19 protein-coding genes are annotated in these 17,969 nt (G+C 42.1%); 9 read left to right on the forward strand and 10 right to left on the reverse strand.

Going from position 1 to position 17,969, the window contains the following annotated elements:
* Positions 1 to 156 precede the first annotated feature (156 nt).
* Together J2Z48_RS06410 and J2Z48_RS06415 are read left to right on the forward strand one after the other, a co-directional pair.
* Positions 157 to 1,680 (forward strand): xylose ABC transporter ATP-binding protein, encoded by a 1,524-nt coding sequence (locus J2Z48_RS06410; protein WP_307251923.1) that lies wholly within the window; start codon positions 157 to 159, stop codon positions 1,678 to 1,680.
* Positions 1,677 to 2,840 (forward strand): sugar ABC transporter permease, encoded by a 1,164-nt coding sequence (locus J2Z48_RS06415; protein WP_307251925.1) that lies wholly within the window; start codon positions 1,677 to 1,679, stop codon positions 2,838 to 2,840. Before J2Z48_RS06410 ends, J2Z48_RS06415 begins: the two co-directional genes overlap by 4 nt.
* Before the next feature lie 83 nt (positions 2,841 to 2,923).
* On the opposite strand, the gene J2Z48_RS06420 is transcribed toward J2Z48_RS06415, so the two are convergent.
* Both J2Z48_RS06420 and J2Z48_RS06425 read right to left on the reverse strand, forming a co-directional pair.
* Positions 2,924 to 3,490, reverse strand: a complete 567-nt coding sequence (locus tag J2Z48_RS06420) for a DUF4309 domain-containing protein (protein WP_307251927.1) — start codon at positions 3,488 to 3,490, stop codon at positions 2,924 to 2,926.
* Between the two features lie 46 nt (positions 3,491 to 3,536).
* Entirely contained in the window at positions 3,537 to 4,100 is a 564-nt protein-coding gene (locus J2Z48_RS06425) for a DUF4309 domain-containing protein (protein WP_307251929.1), read from the reverse strand.
* 306 nt (positions 4,101 to 4,406) lie between these two features.
* On the opposite strand from J2Z48_RS06425, the gene J2Z48_RS06430 reads away from it, so the two are divergent.
* From J2Z48_RS06430 to J2Z48_RS06440, 3 genes are read left to right on the forward strand one after another with little or no spacing between them, the layout of a single operon-like run.
* The gene (locus J2Z48_RS06430) at positions 4,407 to 5,126 is read left to right on the forward strand and encodes a lysophospholipid acyltransferase family protein (protein WP_307251931.1); all 720 of its coding nucleotides are present in this window, start codon (positions 4,407 to 4,409) and stop codon (positions 5,124 to 5,126) included.
* A gap of 24 nt (positions 5,127 to 5,150) precedes the next feature.
* Positions 5,151 to 6,647, forward strand: a complete 1,497-nt coding sequence (locus J2Z48_RS06435) for a phytoene desaturase family protein (protein ID WP_307251934.1) — start codon at positions 5,151 to 5,153, stop codon at positions 6,645 to 6,647.
* A gap of 45 nt (positions 6,648 to 6,692) precedes the next feature.
* Positions 6,693 to 6,965 carry a hypothetical protein gene (locus J2Z48_RS06440; RefSeq protein WP_307251936.1) on the forward strand — a complete coding sequence of 91 codons (273 nt, stop codon included), beginning with the start codon at positions 6,693 to 6,695 and terminating at the stop codon, positions 6,963 to 6,965.
* A 28-nt stretch (positions 6,966 to 6,993) separates the two neighbouring features.
* On the opposite strand, the gene tatA is transcribed toward J2Z48_RS06440, so the two are convergent.
* The gene (tatA, locus tag J2Z48_RS06445) at positions 6,994 to 7,164 is read right to left on the reverse strand and encodes a twin-arginine translocase TatA/TatE family subunit (RefSeq protein WP_307251938.1); all 171 of its coding nucleotides are present in this window, start codon (positions 7,162 to 7,164) and stop codon (positions 6,994 to 6,996) included.
* 200 nt (positions 7,165 to 7,364) lie between these two features.
* Between tatA and J2Z48_RS06450 the strand changes: the two genes are divergently transcribed.
* The 3 genes from J2Z48_RS06450 to sdhB are packed head-to-tail and all read left to right on the forward strand — an operon-like array spanning position 7,365 to position 10,545.
* Positions 7,365 to 8,015 (forward strand): succinate dehydrogenase cytochrome b558 subunit, encoded by a 651-nt coding sequence (locus J2Z48_RS06450; RefSeq protein ID WP_307251939.1) that lies wholly within the window; start codon positions 7,365 to 7,367, stop codon positions 8,013 to 8,015.
* 17 nt (positions 8,016 to 8,032) lie between these two features.
* Complete coding sequence (sdhA, locus tag J2Z48_RS06455; protein WP_307251941.1) at positions 8,033 to 9,796, forward strand: succinate dehydrogenase flavoprotein subunit; 1,764 nt, start codon at positions 8,033 to 8,035, stop codon at positions 9,794 to 9,796.
* The gene (sdhB, locus tag J2Z48_RS06460) at positions 9,793 to 10,545 is read left to right on the forward strand and encodes a succinate dehydrogenase iron-sulfur subunit (protein WP_307251942.1); all 753 of its coding nucleotides are present in this window, start codon (positions 9,793 to 9,795) and stop codon (positions 10,543 to 10,545) included. Before sdhA ends, sdhB begins: the two co-directional genes overlap by 4 nt.
* 60 nt (positions 10,546 to 10,605) lie before the next feature.
* On the opposite strand, the gene J2Z48_RS06465 is transcribed toward sdhB, so the two are convergent.
* A complete protein-coding gene (locus tag J2Z48_RS06465; RefSeq protein ID WP_307251945.1) occupies positions 10,606 to 11,376 on the reverse strand; it encodes a YidC/Oxa1 family membrane protein insertase in 771 nt (256 codons plus the stop codon).
* A gap of 203 nt (positions 11,377 to 11,579) precedes the next feature.
* Here J2Z48_RS06465 and J2Z48_RS06470 point away from each other — a divergent pair, with 203 nt between their 5' ends.
* Positions 11,580 to 12,299: a YebC/PmpR family DNA-binding transcriptional regulator gene (locus J2Z48_RS06470; RefSeq protein ID WP_307251947.1), complete on the forward strand. Its 720-nt coding sequence runs from the start codon at positions 11,580 to 11,582 to the stop codon at positions 12,297 to 12,299.
* A gap of 578 nt (positions 12,300 to 12,877) precedes the next feature.
* Here the strand turns inward: J2Z48_RS06470 and lepB are convergent.
* The 6 genes from lepB to J2Z48_RS06500 all read right to left on the reverse strand — a co-directional run bounded on the left by lepB (position 12,878) and on the right by J2Z48_RS06500 (position 17,814).
* Positions 12,878 to 13,447, reverse strand: a complete 570-nt coding sequence (lepB, locus tag J2Z48_RS06475) for a signal peptidase I (RefSeq protein ID WP_307251950.1) — start codon at positions 13,445 to 13,447, stop codon at positions 12,878 to 12,880.
* Positions 13,448 to 13,585: 138 nt separating this feature from the next.
* On the reverse strand, positions 13,586 to 14,485 hold the full coding sequence (locus J2Z48_RS06480; RefSeq protein WP_307251953.1) for a DUF1002 domain-containing protein: 900 nt from the start codon (positions 14,483 to 14,485) through the stop codon (positions 13,586 to 13,588).
* A gap of 131 nt (positions 14,486 to 14,616) precedes the next feature.
* The gene (locus tag J2Z48_RS06485; protein ID WP_307252266.1) at positions 14,617 to 16,161 is read right to left on the reverse strand and encodes a fumarate hydratase; all 1,545 of its coding nucleotides are present in this window, start codon (positions 16,159 to 16,161) and stop codon (positions 14,617 to 14,619) included.
* A gap of 162 nt (positions 16,162 to 16,323) precedes the next feature.
* Complete coding sequence (locus J2Z48_RS06490; RefSeq protein WP_072335347.1) at positions 16,324 to 16,572, reverse strand: DNA alkylation repair protein; 249 nt, start codon at positions 16,570 to 16,572, stop codon at positions 16,324 to 16,326.
* Positions 16,573 to 16,632: 60 nt separating this feature from the next.
* Entirely contained in the window at positions 16,633 to 16,938 is a 306-nt protein-coding gene (locus tag J2Z48_RS06495; protein ID WP_307251959.1) for a winged helix-turn-helix transcriptional regulator, read from the reverse strand.
* Positions 16,939 to 17,103: 165 nt separating this feature from the next.
* Complete coding sequence (locus tag J2Z48_RS06500; protein WP_307251962.1) at positions 17,104 to 17,814, reverse strand: hypothetical protein; 711 nt, start codon at positions 17,812 to 17,814, stop codon at positions 17,104 to 17,106.
* Positions 17,815 to 17,969: the final 155 nt, after the last annotated feature.

The following is a 17,969-nucleotide window of genomic DNA, read 5'->3' on the forward strand; positions in this document are numbered from 1 at the left end:
AGACATCTCCACTGCCCCGGAACTTGGAATCTAGAGTTTGATTTAAATCTTTGTATTTAATTGATTCACTTGATAGATAAAGTAAAAATCATGCAATTTCATGAACGTGTGGAGCAGAGATGTTCCACATTTTCTATCAGGAGGGGAGAAAATAAGATGACGGTCGCCTTAGAGATGAAGCAGATTACGAAGGAGTTCCCCGGCGTTAAGGCACTGGATCGTGTGACGTTTCAAGTGGAGAAAGGCGAAATCCATGCACTCTGCGGGGAGAATGGTGCGGGGAAATCGACTTTGATGAAAGTGCTAAGTGGTGTATATCCGTACGGTTCATATGAGGGCTCTATTGAGATTGAGGGCATGGAGCAAACGTTTCGTTCGATTAAAGATGCTGAAAAAGCGGGAGTTGCTATCATTTATCAAGAGCTGGCATTGGTGAAAGAGATGTCTGTGACAGAGAATTTATTTCTTGGTAAAGAGCATGCGAAGTTTGGGGTCATCGATGCTCTTCGTCAGCATCAAGAAACGGCTTACTGGCTGGAGCAAGTAGGGTTGTCCAATATTCATCCGGAGACCGTAACAGGGACGTTGGGAATTGGTCAACAACAACTTGTGGAGATTGCGAAAGCACTTTCGAAAGATGCGAAGATCTTGATTTTAGATGAACCAACAGCGGCATTAACCGAAAAAGAAGTTGAGATTTTACTCGATATCTTGCGGAAGTTTCGGGAACGTGGAGTCTCCTGTATCTACATCTCTCACAAGCTAAACGAAGTCTTTTCTATCTCGGATTCGGTGACAATTTTGCGAGATGGGAAAACGATTGCGACGAAATCGATCGATGAAGTAAGCGAGGACCAAGTGATTTCTCTCATGGTAGGTCGAGAGTTAAAAGACCGTTTTCCTCGTGAAGAATCGACTCCTGGTGATGTGGTGCTAGAGCTTGCGAACTATAGCGTAACGGACCGTAAAAATCCGAACAAGAAAATCATCCGCGATGTTTCTTTCCAACTACGGAAGGGTGAGATTGTAGGGATTGCAGGGTTAATGGGCTCAGGCCGTACGGAGCTAGCGATGAGTCTATTCGGAGCATTAGAGGGTCGCGTGACAGGCTCTATAAAAATAGAGGGAAAACCCGTTACCATTAAACAACCAGAACACGCCATCGCCCACGGGATTGCGTTGGTAACAGAAGATCGTAAGCGAACAGGGCTGGTATTGGAGCGAAGCATTCAAGATAACATTACGCTGCCAAGCCTGAAACAAGTATCAAGTTGGTCGGGAATTGATTCTAGTAAAGAAGTCTCTCAAGCTATGTCCTATTTTCAAAAGCTAGGAGTAAAAGCTACTTCGCTAGAGACAGTAGTGGGGACATTAAGTGGTGGGAATCAACAAAAAGTCGTGTTGGGTAAGTGGTTGATGACAAAGCCAAAAGTTCTTATTTTAGATGAACCAACCCGTGGCGTGGATGTCGGGGCGAAATATGAAATCTATCAAATTATGAATGAGTTGGTACGCGAGGGAGTTTCGATTTTGATGATTTCCTCCGAGTTGCCAGAAGTTTTAGGGATGAGTCATCGCATTGTCGTTATGGCGGAAGGCACAATTACCGCTGAATGGAAGGCGGAAGATGCGACACAAGAACGAATTATGACTGCAGCGACAGGAGGGAACCAGACATGACAACGAAAACAGGTTCAACTAAATTTAATAAAGATTTATTTCGCTTAGATGTACGAGCGTATTCTATGATTATTGCCATTATCGCGATTTGGGCATTTTTTGCTATTATGGACGATAGTTTCTTGACAGCCCGTAACTTTTCCAATCTATTTGTTCAGATGTCTGTTACTTCCATTCTAGCAATTGGAATGGTGCTCGTATTAGTAGCAGGTCAAGTTGACTTATCCGTTGGTTCTCTTGTGGGATTAACGGGTGGAATCGCTGGAATCCTGCATGTTTGGTACGGCTGGGACACGGTTCCCGTCGTGATTGTAACGATTTTACTAGGAGCTCTCATTGGTTTGATCCAAGGATGGTGGGTCGCGTATCGGGCCGTTCCTGCTTTTATCGTCACGTTAGGTGGGATGATGATTTTCCGTGGTGCGCTTCAAGGGGTTACCAAGAGTGAGACTATTGCCCCTTTAAAAGAGAGTTTTAAAGCACTCGGACAGGGATTTATTCTTCCATTTATGGGATATATCGTCGCTGGAGTTGCGATTGTACTAGCAGGGATTTTCCTACTTCGTCAACGTCAATCCAGAATGAAATTTGGTTTTTCTGTTTCTCCAGCATGGGTGACTGGCGTGATATGGCTTGGAATCAGCGCCTTGATTTTGATCGTAGTTTCCGTGATGAACGCATACCAAGGGATTCCGATTCCTTTTATGGTGGTCATTTTCCTAGCGATCTTGTTTACATTTATCGCGAAGAAAACCGTATTTGGACGCCAAGTGTACGCGATTGGTGGGAACTCCGAAGCGGCAGTTTTATCAGGGATTAACGTCAAACGAAAAATTATGTTGATCTTTGTATTATGTAATACCCTCGCCGCAGTAGCAGGACTGATCCTCACCGCACGGGTAAACGCTGCTACGGTTGGTGCCGGTACCATGTATGAGCTTGATGCCATCGCCGCATGTGTCATTGGTGGGACCAGCCTCATGGGAGGAGTCGGTACTATCCCTGGAGCGATGATCGGGGCACTCGTTATGGCGAGTTTGGATAACGGCATGAGTATCTTGAACATCGACTCGTTCTGGCAGTTGATTGTAAAGGGTTCAATTTTGGTGTTTGCTGTATGGTTTGATATTTATAGTAGAAGTAAGGCGAAGCATAGTTAATTGATAAAATAGAATAAAACAAGCCCAAAAGCCCTCAAATTATTGAGGGCTTTTCTGTACCACAAATCCCAAAGATAAATCTATCATTTCATCACATCAATGGCTTGTAGCTTATACTCATCGGATCCATTGTTCTGACATATGAAGACAACCTTATAGCCCCCCATCTGATAGGTGAGCATAGTTTTTGTTTCAGATTCTTGCTTGTTGGTTGGTTCGCCGAGTTTACTGATTATATCTTTGGAAGTGAATTGGATTAAGTCGGAGGCGTAGTAGCTAATGGTGGTGATTTGCCCTCCTGTGACTTTGAACTCGGTCGCTTTGTTGTTATATGTATAGGTGGAATCTTTGCTAGAAGAGTTGGGACTGGCGCTGGGTTTGCCCCATTTTTTTTGGATGTCTTCGATTGAAGAGCCGATTCCGAATTCGCCGCTATTAAATCCTTTGCCCGATTCGGTGAGCTTTTTTATGGTAAGAAGGCTATTATCATCAAAGGTAGGCACTTCTGTGCTAGGTTCCGATGCGGCTTCTTTTTGCTCAGATGTTTGACTGGGTTGATTAGCTTGTACACTTGGTGTTTTGTCTGAAGAGCATCCGGCTATGGTTAAGGCAGTAGACAGGATTATGCTATAAGTAAATAGTTTCTTCATCTTGTTCCCCTTAGAATGTTATGAGAATCTTAAATCAATTATATCACTAAGGAGTGATATGAATCGAGTACTGGCTAAGTTTTTGTTCATTTTGGTTTTTGTGCATAGGAAAAACAAACGTGACTGTGGAAGATTTGAGGGTATAGGTTAGATTAATCATCCCTCTTCCCTTTATGATACGGCTGGTTTCGCCTAGTTTCTTGATTACATCTTGATATTGAATAGAAGTTCCTTGCTTCCAACGATACATGATGGAGGAGACTATATCTTGTTGAAATGAGAAGTAGATCTGATGCGTTTCGAGATCATAGCTGTAGTATTCGGCATGGGAAGAATTGGCTTGCGGTTTTCCTAGAGCGGATTCGATTTCCTGTTTCCGAGCTCCTAGTTTGGCTTGGAAAGGCTCAAGGATTCTACCTTGCTCGGCATTTATGATCAGTTTATCGATAGGTGAAGAGGTAATGGGATCTGATGATGGTGACTGTGTTGTTTCCGGTTTTGAGATAGGAGATGAACTGTCTGTTTTGGTTGGAGTACATGCTGTTAAAAGGAAAAGGGCGCTGACAACGCCTATTATTTTTAGGGTTGGTGGGAAGGTTTTGTGGTCCATAGTGGTCACTCCTTTGACGGAATTGATGAACATGATATAAGCTTATCAAATATACAGCTAAAATTGGGACTTTTTTGAGATTTGGATTCGAATTAAGTTCATTTATAAGAAACATCTTTATAATGGTATATGGCATAATGAAATAAATAAATTCATAGATGGAAACGTATTAGTAGTAGATAGATTTTATTTTTAAAGATTGGGAATTTTATTTATTGATATGGCATTTCGGTATAAACTAGGAGTAGTAGTGACAATCGTAAGTCTGCTACAAGGGTATGATCTTCTTAGAGTGGAGGCGCGGACTTGATTTCAGCAGATAAGAGCAGAAGCTTTATTAAGGTTTATCGTATGTACAATCGTTGGTTGTTACGCCGATCTTTCGAGCAAATCTATCTGGATGATAGTGGGAGAATGGAGGAAGGACGACCTACTCTTTTTATCGCAAATCATAGTAATTGGTGGGATCCCTTGCTTGTACTGCAGTTAAATGGGGACATTTTAAAGAAAGATATGTATGCGATGATGGCTCCAAAAGGACAAAAAAAGGAATTTCGTTTCTTTCGTAAATTAGGTGGATTTTCGATGAATCCAGATTCGACTGCCGAAGTTCAACGATCGCTTCGATATTCTGTGCAACTCTTGTCAGAGGCGGCTAATCGAGCATTATGGTTATTCCCACAAGGAGAAATGCAGCATCAAGAGATTCGTCCGATTCAACTGATGAGTGGACTTGGATCAATTGTGGAGCGGATGTATGATCTACAAGTGGTTCCGGTTCTATTTTATTACACCTATGATGGGAATCGAAAACCCTCTGTATATATTCGAATTACCAATGCCTTAGTGCTGGACGAGGAGTGTCGAAAAAGGAAAATTGCTACACGAATCGCCCAAGAAGCATTACAAACTCGATTGGATCATCTCCGTAAAGAAGTCATTTCATGTCAGACTAAGAATTTTAAACCATGGATGAAAACGTATTGGGGCGCTTTTAAATTATTTGAAAAGATGATTTTACGGTGAAATCAGGAAGGGAAGTATGATTTTATGAAAAAGGGTGTAGTGATTGGTGGAGGAATTGCAGGGCTTGTGTCGGCTAGTATTCTCTCTGCACAAGGATTTGAAATCACTCTCCTCGAACGAAATGAGAAATTAGGTGGAAAGTTACGGGATATTCAGATGGGTGAGTATCAATTTGACTTTGGCCCCTCTACGATTACGATGCCGTGGGTTTTTGAACAAGTATATCGTGAGGCCCACTGTACGCTCGATCCAGAGCTCCGCTTTCTCCCGCTTATGATCAATAGTCGAAATTTTTTTCTAGATAGTAAATTTATTGATCTTACGGCAGATCCAGAGTACATGGCTCATCAGATGGGGGAATTATGTCCAGAAGATCGGCAAAGTCTGGTCGCATACCTACATGAAACAAAAAGAATGTATGAAGTGGTAGAAGAGCTTCTTCTCGAGCAGTCTTCTATGGAATGGAAGGGTTTTCTTAATCCGAGCATGACGAAGGCGTTATTTGGCGTTCATGCTTTTCAAACGATGGACTCATTTCATAAACGCTATTTTGAGGATTCGCGACTTCTAGCGATGATGAACCGCTATGCTACTCAAATGGGTTCCTCTCCCTATCAGATTCCGGCAACGATGGCGTTTACTGCTTATGTGGAGATGGTTCAAGGAGTCCACTATGTCGAGGGTGGAAACTATCGACTGATCGAGGCGTTGGCTCGTCTGGCAGAGGACTCGGGAGTACATGTATGTACGAAGTCTGGGGTAGACGAAGTGCTGACCGAAAATGGACAAGTTCGTGGAGTTCTATTGGAAAACGGCGATGATGTTACGGCGGATTTTGTCATTTCAAATGTAGATATACGAACGATGCAGGCATCTCTATATCCAGAAAAATACCGGAAAACGGAGCGAGTTGAGCCTACACTATCTAGCTTTTTAATGTTACTAGGTACAGATCGGAAATGGCCTCATCTTCATCACCATAATCGCTTTTTTCCAGTTGATTCTGGACGTGAATATATCGATATTTTTGAGCAAAAACAATGGTCTTATTCTCCTACAATCTCTGTTTGCAACTCTAGCTATACAGAGCCAGAGCGAGCCAAACAGGGCGCAGGAAGTAATCTATCGGTTATGGTTCATGTTCCTGCTAATGTAGGGAATCAACGAGATGAGAACTGGTTTGAGCGATATTATCAATATCGGGATGAGCTAATCTATCAGCTAGAAGGTACATGGGGACTAGAGGGATTAGAAGATTCGATTGAAGTTCAGCAGTTATATGGTCCAAAAGAGATTGAGGCGATGTCTGGTGCGTGGCAAGGTTCCTTATATGGGCCTGTGCTACATGGCCGAAAAGCTTTTTTGCGTCCTTCGATGAAAGAGAGTCGCTTTCAAGGATTGTATTACACAGGCGATTCAACACACCCAACAGGTGGGGCTCCAATGGCTGCGCTCAGTGGGATTACCATAGCGAAGATGGTACAACAAGATGCAGAGCATAAAATGAAAGTGAATGTATAGGCATTCCTTAATCGGGCTGTTCCTTAAAAGGGGAGGTTTTGATAAATGGAAGGTTTGGCTTATGTGATTGTCGGGTTCTGGTTGTTTCTTCTCTTTATCGGATTCCTTATGGGCTTTTTATTAACTAAGTACTTGTTTAGATGGAGATATGTAAGTCTTTTCGTTGTTATGTTGATCTCTGCCCCTCTCTATATAGATGCAGGAAAATGGGGCATTTTTCTATTTTTTGGAGGAATTCCTGCTGGTATATGTTTCCTTACCATTTGGCTTACAACGAAATGGATGCATCGAAAGCAAAAAAGCGATCGTTCTGCCTAATCAGGTAGAACGATCGCTTTCACTGTCTCTATGAATGAGTCTTGTTTGATTCGTTGTCATCTTTGTCGCTTCCATTTAGAGAGCGACGGAAGTTTTTAATCGTTTCTCCTGCGGCTTTACCTAATTCAGGTATTTTTTTTGGACCCCAGAGGAGAAGTGCGACGACGATTAAGATTAAGATACCTAATGGCTTTATCATAATTCTTCAACTCCTGTCATGTGTACCCAACGCCATTATAGTCCAGAACGAAGGAGATGTAAAAGGAAGGTTGTGGGGCTGGCGAATCGAGTCGTTTCTTGACGCTCTAGCAACTTGGGAGTAAAATTAATAGCGTTGAATCAATCGCTTTGTAATAAAATAAATTTCACTGCGAACCATTATGGATGGGAGGCGCAAAAGTGAGCAGTCAGCGTAGTTTTTTTAACCGTCGGTTACATTCCTTGCTTGGCGTAATACCGGTCGGATTTTTTTTGCTTGAGCATTTGTACACAAATTATCTTGCGACAAAAGGTCCACAAGAATTTATCAAGCAAGTCGAATGGCTATGGGGGATTCCGTTTCTACCCTTGTTAGAAGTTTTCTTTATCTTCTTGCCACTTCTTTATCATGGTGTATACGGATTGTACATCGCTTTTCAGGCGAAAAACAATCTGGAGCGCTTTGGGACATTCCGCAACTGGATGTTTGTCCTACAACGAATTACAGGTGTGATCACATTAGTGTTCGTAATCTGGCATGTATGGGAGACTCGTCTGCAAGTAGCCTTACATGGCTCTACAGCAACTGAGCTAACACGTGATTTTGCTCAAATCATATCCAACAATGTTACATTTACTTTGTATATCATTGCTGTATTGTCAGCTGTTTTTCATTTTTGTAATGGCATGTGGACATTCCTTATTACTTGGGGAGTCACTGTTGGACAAAGAGCACAAAGAGTTTCATTTGCAATCTTTACTTTCTTATTTGTAGTGGTTTCATATTTAGGAATCTCTGCTTTGGTGGCTTTTTCGAAAGCTGATTTCCTCCAACATTTGGCACTGAAGTAGAAGGGAGCTAGTCCAAGATGAATGAAAAAATTATCATTGTCGGTGGCGGACTCGCAGGTCTCGCAGCTGCCATGAAAGCATCCGAAACAGGAGCTAGGGTTCAAATTTTTTCTATCGTTCCTGTTAAGCGTTCTCATTCTGTGTGTGCACAGGGTGGGATCAATGGTGCTGTAAATACCAAAGGGGAAGGAGATTCTCCTTGGGAACACTTTGATGACAGTATTTATGGTGGGGACTTCTTAGCAAACCAGCCACCTGTTAAAGCAATGTGTGATGCAGCGCCTGGAATTATTTATATGATGGATCGTATGGGTGTTCCGTTTAACCGTACACCAGAAGGTCTTTTGGATTTCCGTCGTTTTGGTGGTACCAAGCATCATCGTACTGCATTTGCCGGGGCAACGACTGGTCAACAGCTCCTATATGCGTTAGATGAGCAGGTTCGTCGTTATGAAGCAGAAGGCCGTGTTGAGAAATTCGAGCATTGGGAGTTTCTATCAGCAATTATTGATGACGAAGGTGTATGTCGCGGGATTACAGCACAAGATCTACGCACAGGAGAGATTCAATCTTTTGCTGCTGATGCGGTTATTATGGCGACAGGTGGTCCAGGGATTATCTTTGGAAAATCCACAAACTCCGTTATTAATACGGGTACCGCTGCTTCTGCTTTGTATCAACAAGGTGCTTACTATGCAAATGGTGAGTTTATCCAAGTTCACCCGACTGCGATTCCAGGAGATGATAAACTTCGCCTGATGTCAGAGTCTGCTCGTGGTGAGGGTGGTCGTGTTTGGACCTACGATAAAGACGGAAAACCTTGGTATTTCTTAGAAGAAATGTATCCTGCTTACGGAAATCTCGTTCCACGGGATATCGCAACCCGTGCGATCTTTAAGGTTTGTGTAGATGATAAGCTTGGAGTAGGCGGAGAAAATGTTGTATTCCTAGACCTTTCTCACAAAGATCCGCATGAATTGGATGTGAAACTAGGCGGGATTATCGAGATCTATGAGAAATTCATGGGTGAAGATCCACGTAAAGTTCCAATGAAGATTTTCCCAGCTGTTCACTATTCGATGGGTGGTTTATGGGTTGACTATAACCAAATGACAAACATCCCAGGTCTATTTGCAGCAGGTGAGTGTGAGTACCAGTATCACGGTGCGAACCGTCTAGGTGCGAACTCCTTGTTGTCTGCGATCTACGGTGGCTTGGTGACAGGTCCGAAAGCACTTGAATATGTGCGCGGCTTGAAAAAGTCTTCTGATGACATCAGTTCTACCGTATTTGAAGCGGCTCAGAAAGAGCAAGCAGATAAATACGACGCGCTGTTTAAAATGAATGGAACTGAAAATCCATACCAAATTCATAAAGAATTGGGTGAGTGGATGACAGATAACGTGACCGTTGTTCGCTACAACGATAAGCTACAAAAAACGGATGAAAAGATCCAAGAGCTTATGGCACGTTACCAGAATCTAAACATGGTGGACACGCTCCGAAATAACAACCAAGCGGCTCCATTTACTCGCCAGTTATGGAATATGCTTGAGTTAGCACGTGTGATTACCTTGGGTGCCTTGAACCGGAACGAAAGTCGCGGAGCTCACTATAAGCCAGAGTTCCCAGATCGTGACGATGAAAACTTTCTCAAGACAACCAAAGCAAAATGGTCGGAAAATGGCCCAGTGCTAGAGTATGAAGACGTTGATACCTCTCTAATTAAGCCGCGCCCACGCCGTTATGACGTGGCAAAAGAAGGGGGCGGAAGCAAATGAGTGAGCAAAAAACCATTCGCTTAGTTGTGACCCGTCAAGATGGTCCAAACGAAAACCCATATAAGGAAGAGTTTGTGGTTCCATACCGTAAGAATATGAACGTAATCTCTGCTTTTATGGAAATTCAGCGGAATCCTGTCAATGCAGAGGGCAAGAAAACAACGCCGATTAACTGGGAATCCAACTGTTTGGAAGAAGTGTGTGGAGCTTGTTCGATGATTATCAATGGTCGTCCACGTCAATCTTGTACAGCATTGATTGATAACCTAGAGCAGCCGATTCGCATCGAGCCAATGAACACCTTCCCAGTATTGCGTGACTTGATCATTGATCGTGGTCGCATGTTTGATGCCTTGAAGAAAGTGAAAGCTTGGATTCCAATCGATGGTAGCCATGATTTAGGTCCTGGTCCTCGTCAATCGGAAGAGGAGCAACAATGGCGTTATGAGCTATCGAAATGTATGACATGCGGAGTATGTATGGAAGCATGTCCAAACGTAAGTGGTAAGTCATCGTTTGTCGGACCTTTTGCTGTGGGACAAGTTGCTTTGATGAATTCTCATCCAACTGGTGTGATGCGTGCACAAGAACGGATGGAGGCACTTATCTCCGATGGAGGACTGCAAGAGTGCGGTAACTCGCAAAACTGTGTACGTGCTTGTCCAAAAGGGATCCCGCTTACCAAAGCGATTGGAACCATGAACCGTGCTGCAACGAAACATATGTTTAAAAAGTGGTTGAACTTCTAACTGAAATGAGTGGCAATAAAAAAGACACGATCGTCGGATCGTGTCTTTTTCTTTTCCTGCTTACTTCTGATCAGCCAACTCTAATTTCTTTTTATAGTTATTAAACCAGATGGTTTGTGCAACGGAGAAGCTACTGGAGAAGAACCAGTACAGACCTGCCGCGGATGGGAAGTTCATTGTTGCGATGAGAGTGAAAACGGGGAAGATCCACTTCATCATTTTCATCTGCGATTGCATCATCTGTGCTTGCGGGTTTTCTACTGCAGAAGGGCTAGCTTGTTGGGTAGAGATGTGCATTTGTAGAAATGTAGCTGCTGCCGCAAGAATAGGAAGAATATGATAGGGGTCTGCCGCTCCTAGCTTCAAATATAAGAAATCTGCACCAGATAGGTGAGGATTTTTAATAATGGACTGGTACAACGCGAAAAAGACAGGCATTTGTAAAAGCAAAGGAAGACAACCCATTGCTGGATTTACATTATTTTCGCGATAAAGACGCATCATTTCTTGTTGCATCTTCTGAGGATCTTTTTTATGTTTTTCTCGTAACTGTGTTAGTTCGGGTTGGATTTTTTGCATGCCCATCATGCTCTTTTGCTGTTTCCATGCGATAGGCAGGATCGCAAAACGGATGATCAGGGTAAGGGCTAAGATGGCAAGCCCGTACGATCCAATTAGGCTATGTAATAGATCGAGTAAATCAGATAGCGGGACAACGAAATAGCGATCCCACCAGCTATGTGTTGGGTCTAGTGTCTTGTTTGTACTACAACCCGTTAATACGAGTATCATCATTCCGATTGCGAATAGACTGCGTGTTTTCTTGCTCAAATGTATTGCCTCCTTCAAATGGCAGAACGAATCTAGATTTGTATGGTGCTATTTTACTATATGAAGCAAAGAAAAGGTATTTAATTTATTCACCTGACCTCCCTTAACTTGTATCCCCGTATCAATAGCCATTTAATCAAATCGAGGGAAAATGTTGTATAATAGGGAAAGTTACTAGATTCAATGTAGGAGAGAGGTACAAAATGGGTCGTAAATGGAATAACATCAAAGAGAAAAAAGCATCCAAAGATGCGAATACAAGTCGTGTATATGCCAAATTTGGTCGTGAGATATATGTAGCTGCTAGGCAGGGTGAACCTGATCCACAAGCGAATCGTGCGTTAAAAGTCGTGCTCGAGCGAGCAAAGACGTATAATGTGCCAAAGGCAATCATTGACCGCGCGCTAGAAAAGGCAAAAGGTGGAGCCGAGGAGAACTATGTAGAGCTTCGCTATGAAGGCTTCGGGCCAAATGGATCCATGGTGATCGTCGATACACTTACCAATAATGTAAACCGGACAGCCGCTGATGTTCGCGCGAAATTTAACAAGTCTGACGGGAATTTAGGCGTAAATGGTTCCGTATCCTATCTATTTGATGCAACCGCAGTCTTTGGAATAGAAGGAAAGACAGCAGACGAAGTACTAGAGCTATTAATGGAAGCAGATATAGAAGTCCGTGATATATTAGAGGAAGAAGGATCTGTGATTGTTTATGCGGAGCCGGATCAATTCCATTTAGTACAAGAAGCATGTAAAAATGTAGGTATTACCGACTTTACTGTGGCGGAACTAACGATGCTGGCGCAAAATGAGATCACTTTATCAGAAGAAGCTCAAGTTAAATTTGATAAGTTGATAGATGCACTGGAAGATTTAGAGGATGTTCAACAAGTGTACCATAACGTGGATGCAGGCGAATAATAAGAGAAGCAGACCTTTTGTAACGCAAGGTCTGTTTTTTTATGTAAGTTTAATAAATATTTCTATACATACTGAAGGAACATTGTCAGTTAATGTCGAATAATAGTTCGTAACAAAGAATGATAGGTGCTAGCCAGCCTTGATAGGAGGAGGGAAAGACGTGTATCGAATTGCAGAGCCACCAGACTTCGGTTATACGAAATAATCGTTTAATAAATATTTTCTATCTATAATAGAAGGAATATTGTCTATAAATGTCGAACTTTGGTACTTGAAGATAGACGAAAGGGGAATTCGCGATGTATTTGTTTGCAGATCCACCAACAGAGTGCTAATGATGAATAGACAACTGCATAACAAGTGACTATTTTCAAGCTAGGGGCGGTGCTTATTCCTAGCTTTTTTGTTTTGGCTGTAGCAGATCTAATCTAGTAAAGGTAGGTTATTCTCATATAAGCTAATAGTCTTTTATTTATATCATTAGATTTGAGTTCAATTCTGGTGTGGTATTGATTTTTTAAGAACCAAAACAGCAATCTTTTCATGAGAGAAAAGATTGCTGTTTTGGTTTTAGGTGGCTATTTGGTAAACAATGCTACACCCAACACATGATCGATCGGAACAGCCCCTATGCTTCGGCTATCTCGACTATGGTTTCGATTATCACCTAATACAAAGACAGAGTCTTTTGGTACAGTATAAGGCAACTGTACCTCTACAGGGTTAGTGGAATTCATTGCTTCCTTGATATACGTTTCGTTCAGTTTTTCACCATTGCGGTATAGCTGGTTGTCTTTTATGTCTATGACATCCCCAGGTTTTCCGATTACTCGCTTAATCCAAATATTATCGCTGTGATTCCCAGTAAGTAAACGTACCAATCCATTATCAGACAGATCATCTTTAAAAGAGCGTTTTTGGGATACACGGCTATCAATAATCACAATTTCACCATAATTTGGATGATAGTTGAATGTGTTAGGTAGTTTCGAGATAATAATTTGTTCTTGTTCGTGAAGTGTTGGTTCCATTGACTTTCCTAGAACTTTCGTTGGTTGCACTACATAAATACTTAGGATGAGCGCGACTACGATTCCGAGCAAGATCGAAAAGACCCAAGAAAAAGATTGTTTTACGATTTTCTGCATAGGTTATGCCCTCCATTACCTTCATCTGCCACGGGGCTATTTATTACATTCATTGTAAATCAAATCGGCACCTTTGTGGTAAGTGTTTTTTGTGAAAAAAACTAGCCTTATCGTGTAAGGCTAGTCGGATGGGCGCTCTTATTTAAATAAAGAACTAAAGAAGTCTGCAATGGCTCGGAAGATACTGGCAATTCCTTCTAGGATTGAATCAAGGAATCCTTTGGCTTCATCTGAAGTTAACACCTTCGAGATGTCTCCACGTAATTTGTCCAACTGACCGCTAATCGCACCCCAGTCAATGTTTAAGCTACTGAAGTTTTGCGAGAATTGAACTAGGTTATTGATGGTCGCTTGATCGAGATTGATGTTAAATTGATTGGACACGTTGACAATGATGTTCTTGTAATCATCGACTGTCTTTGGCTTTTCGGTTGCAATCTCTTTTTTAACCTGGTTGATAAACTGAGCTGCTTTGTCACCTGTGATTCCTGTTTTTTCGGCTATATCTTGTGTGCGAACCATCTCTTCGTTCGCTACTTGTTTTTTGTTTTCATCGATTTTTTGTCCGGTTGCTTTTTCAAAGGCTTTAATGATCCCTGTGAGTGCAGCCGTGCCTGATACTTTAAAAGGAGCTGTTACATAGATATCAGCGTCTTTTACCCCAGCTGTAATAGCAGCATTTGCATACATAGCAGGGGAGATACTGGTAATATTATTGGTTTTAACCGCGATTCCCTTACCCGAATCGGTCAATGTAATTTTAGCGGACGAAAGGGCACGATTCCCAATCACAGCCTTACTAAGATATTTGCCAAGATAGGTGTGTTCCTCTTGATTCGTAACGGATACTTGCTTAACTTTATCATCCACTTTCATCTCTGTCATAAGCGTTTGCTTATCAGCCGCAGATAGGTCTTGACCAAATGTGACCACCGTTTCCCCCGCTACCGCATCAGCAAATGAAAAGTTTTGCGCAGTTAAGGTAAAGGCTGTTAACCCTGTTACCAGCATGATCGACAACTTTTTTAAGAACTTCATAATGAAGTACCTCCTATAAAAGATTTTAGATGAAATACAAAAAAGTGCTAACATACGATATTATCTTTCGAACGCTATGATGTGAAAAAAGGGGAGCGTTCGACTTCTCCTGTCTTTTCCACAAACCTTTCTTACTTAAACACCGGATCCTTAAATAAGGATAATTTTTCCAAGGAAGTTTTATCCACATCCGCATGCAGGCTGTTGCCGTGTGAATCCATCGTTACAATCGCGGCAAATCCTTCTACCTGTAAATGCCACATTGCTTCTGGAATGCCGAATTCCATAAAGTCTACGCCTTCCACTTGTTTTACACTATGTGCATAGTACTGGGCGGCTCCACCAATGGCATTGAGATATACAGCTCCATGTTCCTTTAGACCAGCCAACGTTCTAGGTCCCATGCCGCCTTTCCCAATCACCGCACGAATCCCAAATTTCTTGATGATATCTGCTTGATACGGCTCTTCACGGATACTGGTTGTCGGGCCTGCAGCTTTTACGTGCCACGTTCCGCTTTCATCTTTTAGCATGACAGGTCCGCAGTGATAGATTACTCCATCAGTAAGGTCGGCTGGTGAGTCGTGATCCATTAGATGTTTATGTAGCGCATCACGACCAGTATGAATGAGGCCATTTATGATGACGACATCGCCCACCTTTAGATCCCGGATTTGCTCCTCTGAAATCGGCGTAGTGAGAACGACTTCACGATTATTTGTTGGAGAGGCTTCTTTTTTCTCTGGTTTGACTGGAGCTTCTTCTGCTTCTTTTGTGGCAGTGTCGCGATAGATCCAATCGATGATTTCCCCTGTTTCTGGATGGATTAGGGCACCTTGACGCCGAAACGCCCAGCAGTTATAGGCAACCGAAACAAAGAAACTAGCGGGAAGACGATTCATGGACCCAATTTTGCAACCGAGAAGAGTTGTATTGCCTCCAAAGCCCATCGTCCCAATACCCAATGTGTTTGCTTTTTCTACGATATAAGTTTCTAGTTCTGCTAAAGAAGCATTTGGATTTTGATCGTCAACCGAGCGGAAAAGTTGATCCTTTGCTAATTCATAACCAGTCGTACGATCTCCGCCGACACCAACGCCGATAAAACCAGCACTACATCCTTGGCCTTGAGCTTGATAAACAGCATGAAGAATGCATTTTCGGATGCCGTCGAGGTCTCGTCCGGCACGACCGAGTCCTTCTAGTTCGCAAGGTAGGCTGTATTGAATGTTTTTATTTTCACAGCCGCCCCCTTTCAAAATGAGACGAGCATCGATTTCATCTTTTTCCCATTGATGAAAATGGATAACAGGTGTCCCATGACCCAGATTATCGCCTGTGTTTTCACCTGTTAAGGAATCTACAGAATTAGGGCGTAGTTTCCCTTGTTTGGTGGCGATGGTGATTGCTTCATGAATCGCTTGAGTCATCTCGATTTGATTTGCTCCTACGGGTACGTGCAAGATAAAGGTTGGCATTCCTGTATCTTGGCAAATAGGAGAAACATTTTCTTCTGCTGTGCGAATGTTATCGGTGATTGTGCCTAGAGCAAGTGCAGAACGAGTGCCTGCATCTTCGCGATTGGTTGCGGATTGGATTGCACGGCGAACGTCCGGTGGTAAGTTTGTGGATGTTTCCGTGATTAAATGTAAGATTGAGTCTTTAAAAGCTTTCATCATATATCCCTCTTTTATTTCCATCATATGTCTGTCCGTTGCTTTACAGTTCTATTATATAGAAAAGTAGTGCTGATTTTTAGGCTAATCTTGATTTTACCAAAACAAAACACCCCCACCGACACAATTTCAACAAGAAAAAGTGTATCGATAGGGGTGTTTTTATGTGGACAATGGGTGGCTTTCTGCGAATCGGAGGAACATTTCTTCCGTTTCGATGAGACCACATACTCCACATTGAACTCGATATCGATCCCCATGATATTGAACTTGTATGGGATCAGACTGTGAGATATATTCAATGATCTCACCTGTATGCATATCGAGTCGAACGGATTGAGGAATCTGTTCAATTACATTAAAACGACTTCGGTTGGTACCACACTTCGGACATAGATAAGGAGCTGACATAATTTCCGCCTCCACATAGAGATTGCCCAAAGTTAGGTTTCCCGTAGATCAAGATATTATTCACAGGTGGCGCTCGGCCCAGTGTTGAATCTCATCGAGAATGGGTTCTATGGAGCGTCCTTTATCGGATAGCTCATATTCTACACGCACAGGTGTTTCTGGATACACATTCCGAACCAAAATTCCTTGTGCTTCCAGTTCTTTTAGTCTTTCTGCAAGCATTCTTTCACTCATTTGGGGGATTTGCTCACGAATATCTCGGAAACGACATGTTTTGTCCATTAGGACACGGATAATGAGGCCTGTCCATTTTTTAGCTAGGACTTCAATGGCTGCTTCAAATTTAGGACAAATACAACGATTCATAAAAGCTCACCTCCCCCATTTATATAATGGTTTCAATAATTTTGTTTGTACAAATGGAATCATAGATCCGTACACTTCTTTTTTATAAGTTAATTACTTAGTTACTTACATGTCAGTATACCAAAATTGACTAAAAAAGACCAAAAAGAAATATATGGTTTTACACTATGGTTGATGTTCACTATGCTCTTGTCTCCATCTATGGAAAAGAAGGCGTAAATCCGGTTTACTGGTACCTTTGTGATGTTCTTGTAAAAAGATATCTAGATGGTAAGGGGACCAAGGAATTCCGAATATCGTTTGTGTAAAGGTATGTGCAGCAATCTCTCTTGTTCTGGAAATCGTTTTCTTCCATACAAAAGGGCCCCATCTCTTGACGATCACCTTAGGTACTTGGAGGTCGGCTCTCATTTTGTAGTTTTCCTCCAGATAATGGTAAAATTCATGGGCGAGATGTAAAATTATCAGATCTTCTTTATAGATCGAATAATCCATAGCAAGGAAAAAGGAGTGGAGTTGTTCGATAGAAGAACGATATATTTGGATGGTTTTTGATTTGGGGGTGTATTGGGCTCTTATCCAGCGGTCATGTTCTGGTTCTGAGAGGAAACTAACTTTGATTTTATGTTTGAGTAAGAGGTTGATCCAATCGGCATACGATCGGATGTGTAGGTACGGCTGTGCGGCGTTTCGTCCACAAGCGATGGATGTTTCGACGTACAATTCTATCTGATCTGGTGGGATGAATGAATAATAAGGGTCTTGTTTTAAGTCCATCCAAGCAATGATTTTGTTATCTAGTAAGGGGTATGTGTTCTCCAGATTAATAGAGGAGAGATGGAAAAAGGTTCGTTGATGGAGGGTTTGGTTTTTCATTTTATTTCTCCTTCCAATTCGTAGAGAATCTGTATCATTTCTATGTTTCGATTTGCTTGTCTTATTCTTGGTAGTGAATTATATAAAGTAGGCAGAATGTTTTGGTACTATAGAATGACAGTTGATAAATATATTCTTTTTTATTCTATAGGAGG

Source organism: Croceifilum oryzae (assembly GCF_030814315.1).
Classification (GTDB): Bacteria; Bacillota; Bacilli; order Thermoactinomycetales; family Thermoactinomycetaceae; genus Baia; species Baia oryzae.

Bases quoted from the DNA above. Each gene is read 5' to 3' on its own strand.
- J2Z48_RS06410 (WP_307251923.1), top strand. From the start codon at position 157: ATGACGGTCGCCTTAGAGATGAAGCAGATTACGAAGGAGTTCCCCGGC.
- J2Z48_RS06415 (WP_307251925.1), top strand. From the start codon at position 1,677: ATGACAACGAAAACAGGTTCAACTAAATTTAATAAAGATTTATTTCGC.
- J2Z48_RS06420 (WP_307251927.1), bottom strand. From the start codon at position 3,490: ATGAAGAAACTATTTACTTATAGCATAATCCTGTCTACTGCCTTAACC.
- J2Z48_RS06425 (WP_307251929.1), bottom strand. From the start codon at position 4,100: ATGGACCACAAAACCTTCCCACCAACCCTAAAAATAATAGGCGTTGTC.
- J2Z48_RS06435 (WP_307251934.1), top strand. From the start codon at position 5,151: ATGAAAAAGGGTGTAGTGATTGGTGGAGGAATTGCAGGGCTTGTGTCG.
- J2Z48_RS06440 (WP_307251936.1), top strand. From the start codon at position 6,693: ATGGAAGGTTTGGCTTATGTGATTGTCGGGTTCTGGTTGTTTCTTCTC.
- tatA (WP_307251938.1), bottom strand. From the start codon at position 7,164: ATGATAAAGCCATTAGGTATCTTAATCTTAATCGTCGTCGCACTTCTC.
- sdhA (WP_307251941.1), top strand. From the start codon at position 8,033: ATGAATGAAAAAATTATCATTGTCGGTGGCGGACTCGCAGGTCTCGCA.
- sdhB (WP_307251942.1), top strand. From the start codon at position 9,793: ATGAGTGAGCAAAAAACCATTCGCTTAGTTGTGACCCGTCAAGATGGT.
- J2Z48_RS06470 (WP_307251947.1), top strand. From the start codon at position 11,580: ATGGGTCGTAAATGGAATAACATCAAAGAGAAAAAAGCATCCAAAGAT.
- lepB (WP_307251950.1), bottom strand. From the start codon at position 13,447: ATGCAGAAAATCGTAAAACAATCTTTTTCTTGGGTCTTTTCGATCTTG.
- J2Z48_RS06480 (WP_307251953.1), bottom strand. From the start codon at position 14,485: ATGAAGTTCTTAAAAAAGTTGTCGATCATGCTGGTAACAGGGTTAACA.
- J2Z48_RS06485 (WP_307252266.1), bottom strand. From the start codon at position 16,161: ATGAAAGCTTTTAAAGACTCAATCTTACATTTAATCACGGAAACATCC.
- J2Z48_RS06490 (WP_072335347.1), bottom strand. From the start codon at position 16,572: ATGTCAGCTCCTTATCTATGTCCGAAGTGTGGTACCAACCGAAGTCGT.
- J2Z48_RS06495 (WP_307251959.1), bottom strand. From the start codon at position 16,938: ATGAATCGTTGTATTTGTCCTAAATTTGAAGCAGCCATTGAAGTCCTA.
- J2Z48_RS06500 (WP_307251962.1), bottom strand. From the start codon at position 17,814: ATGAAAAACCAAACCCTCCATCAACGAACCTTTTTCCATCTCTCCTCT.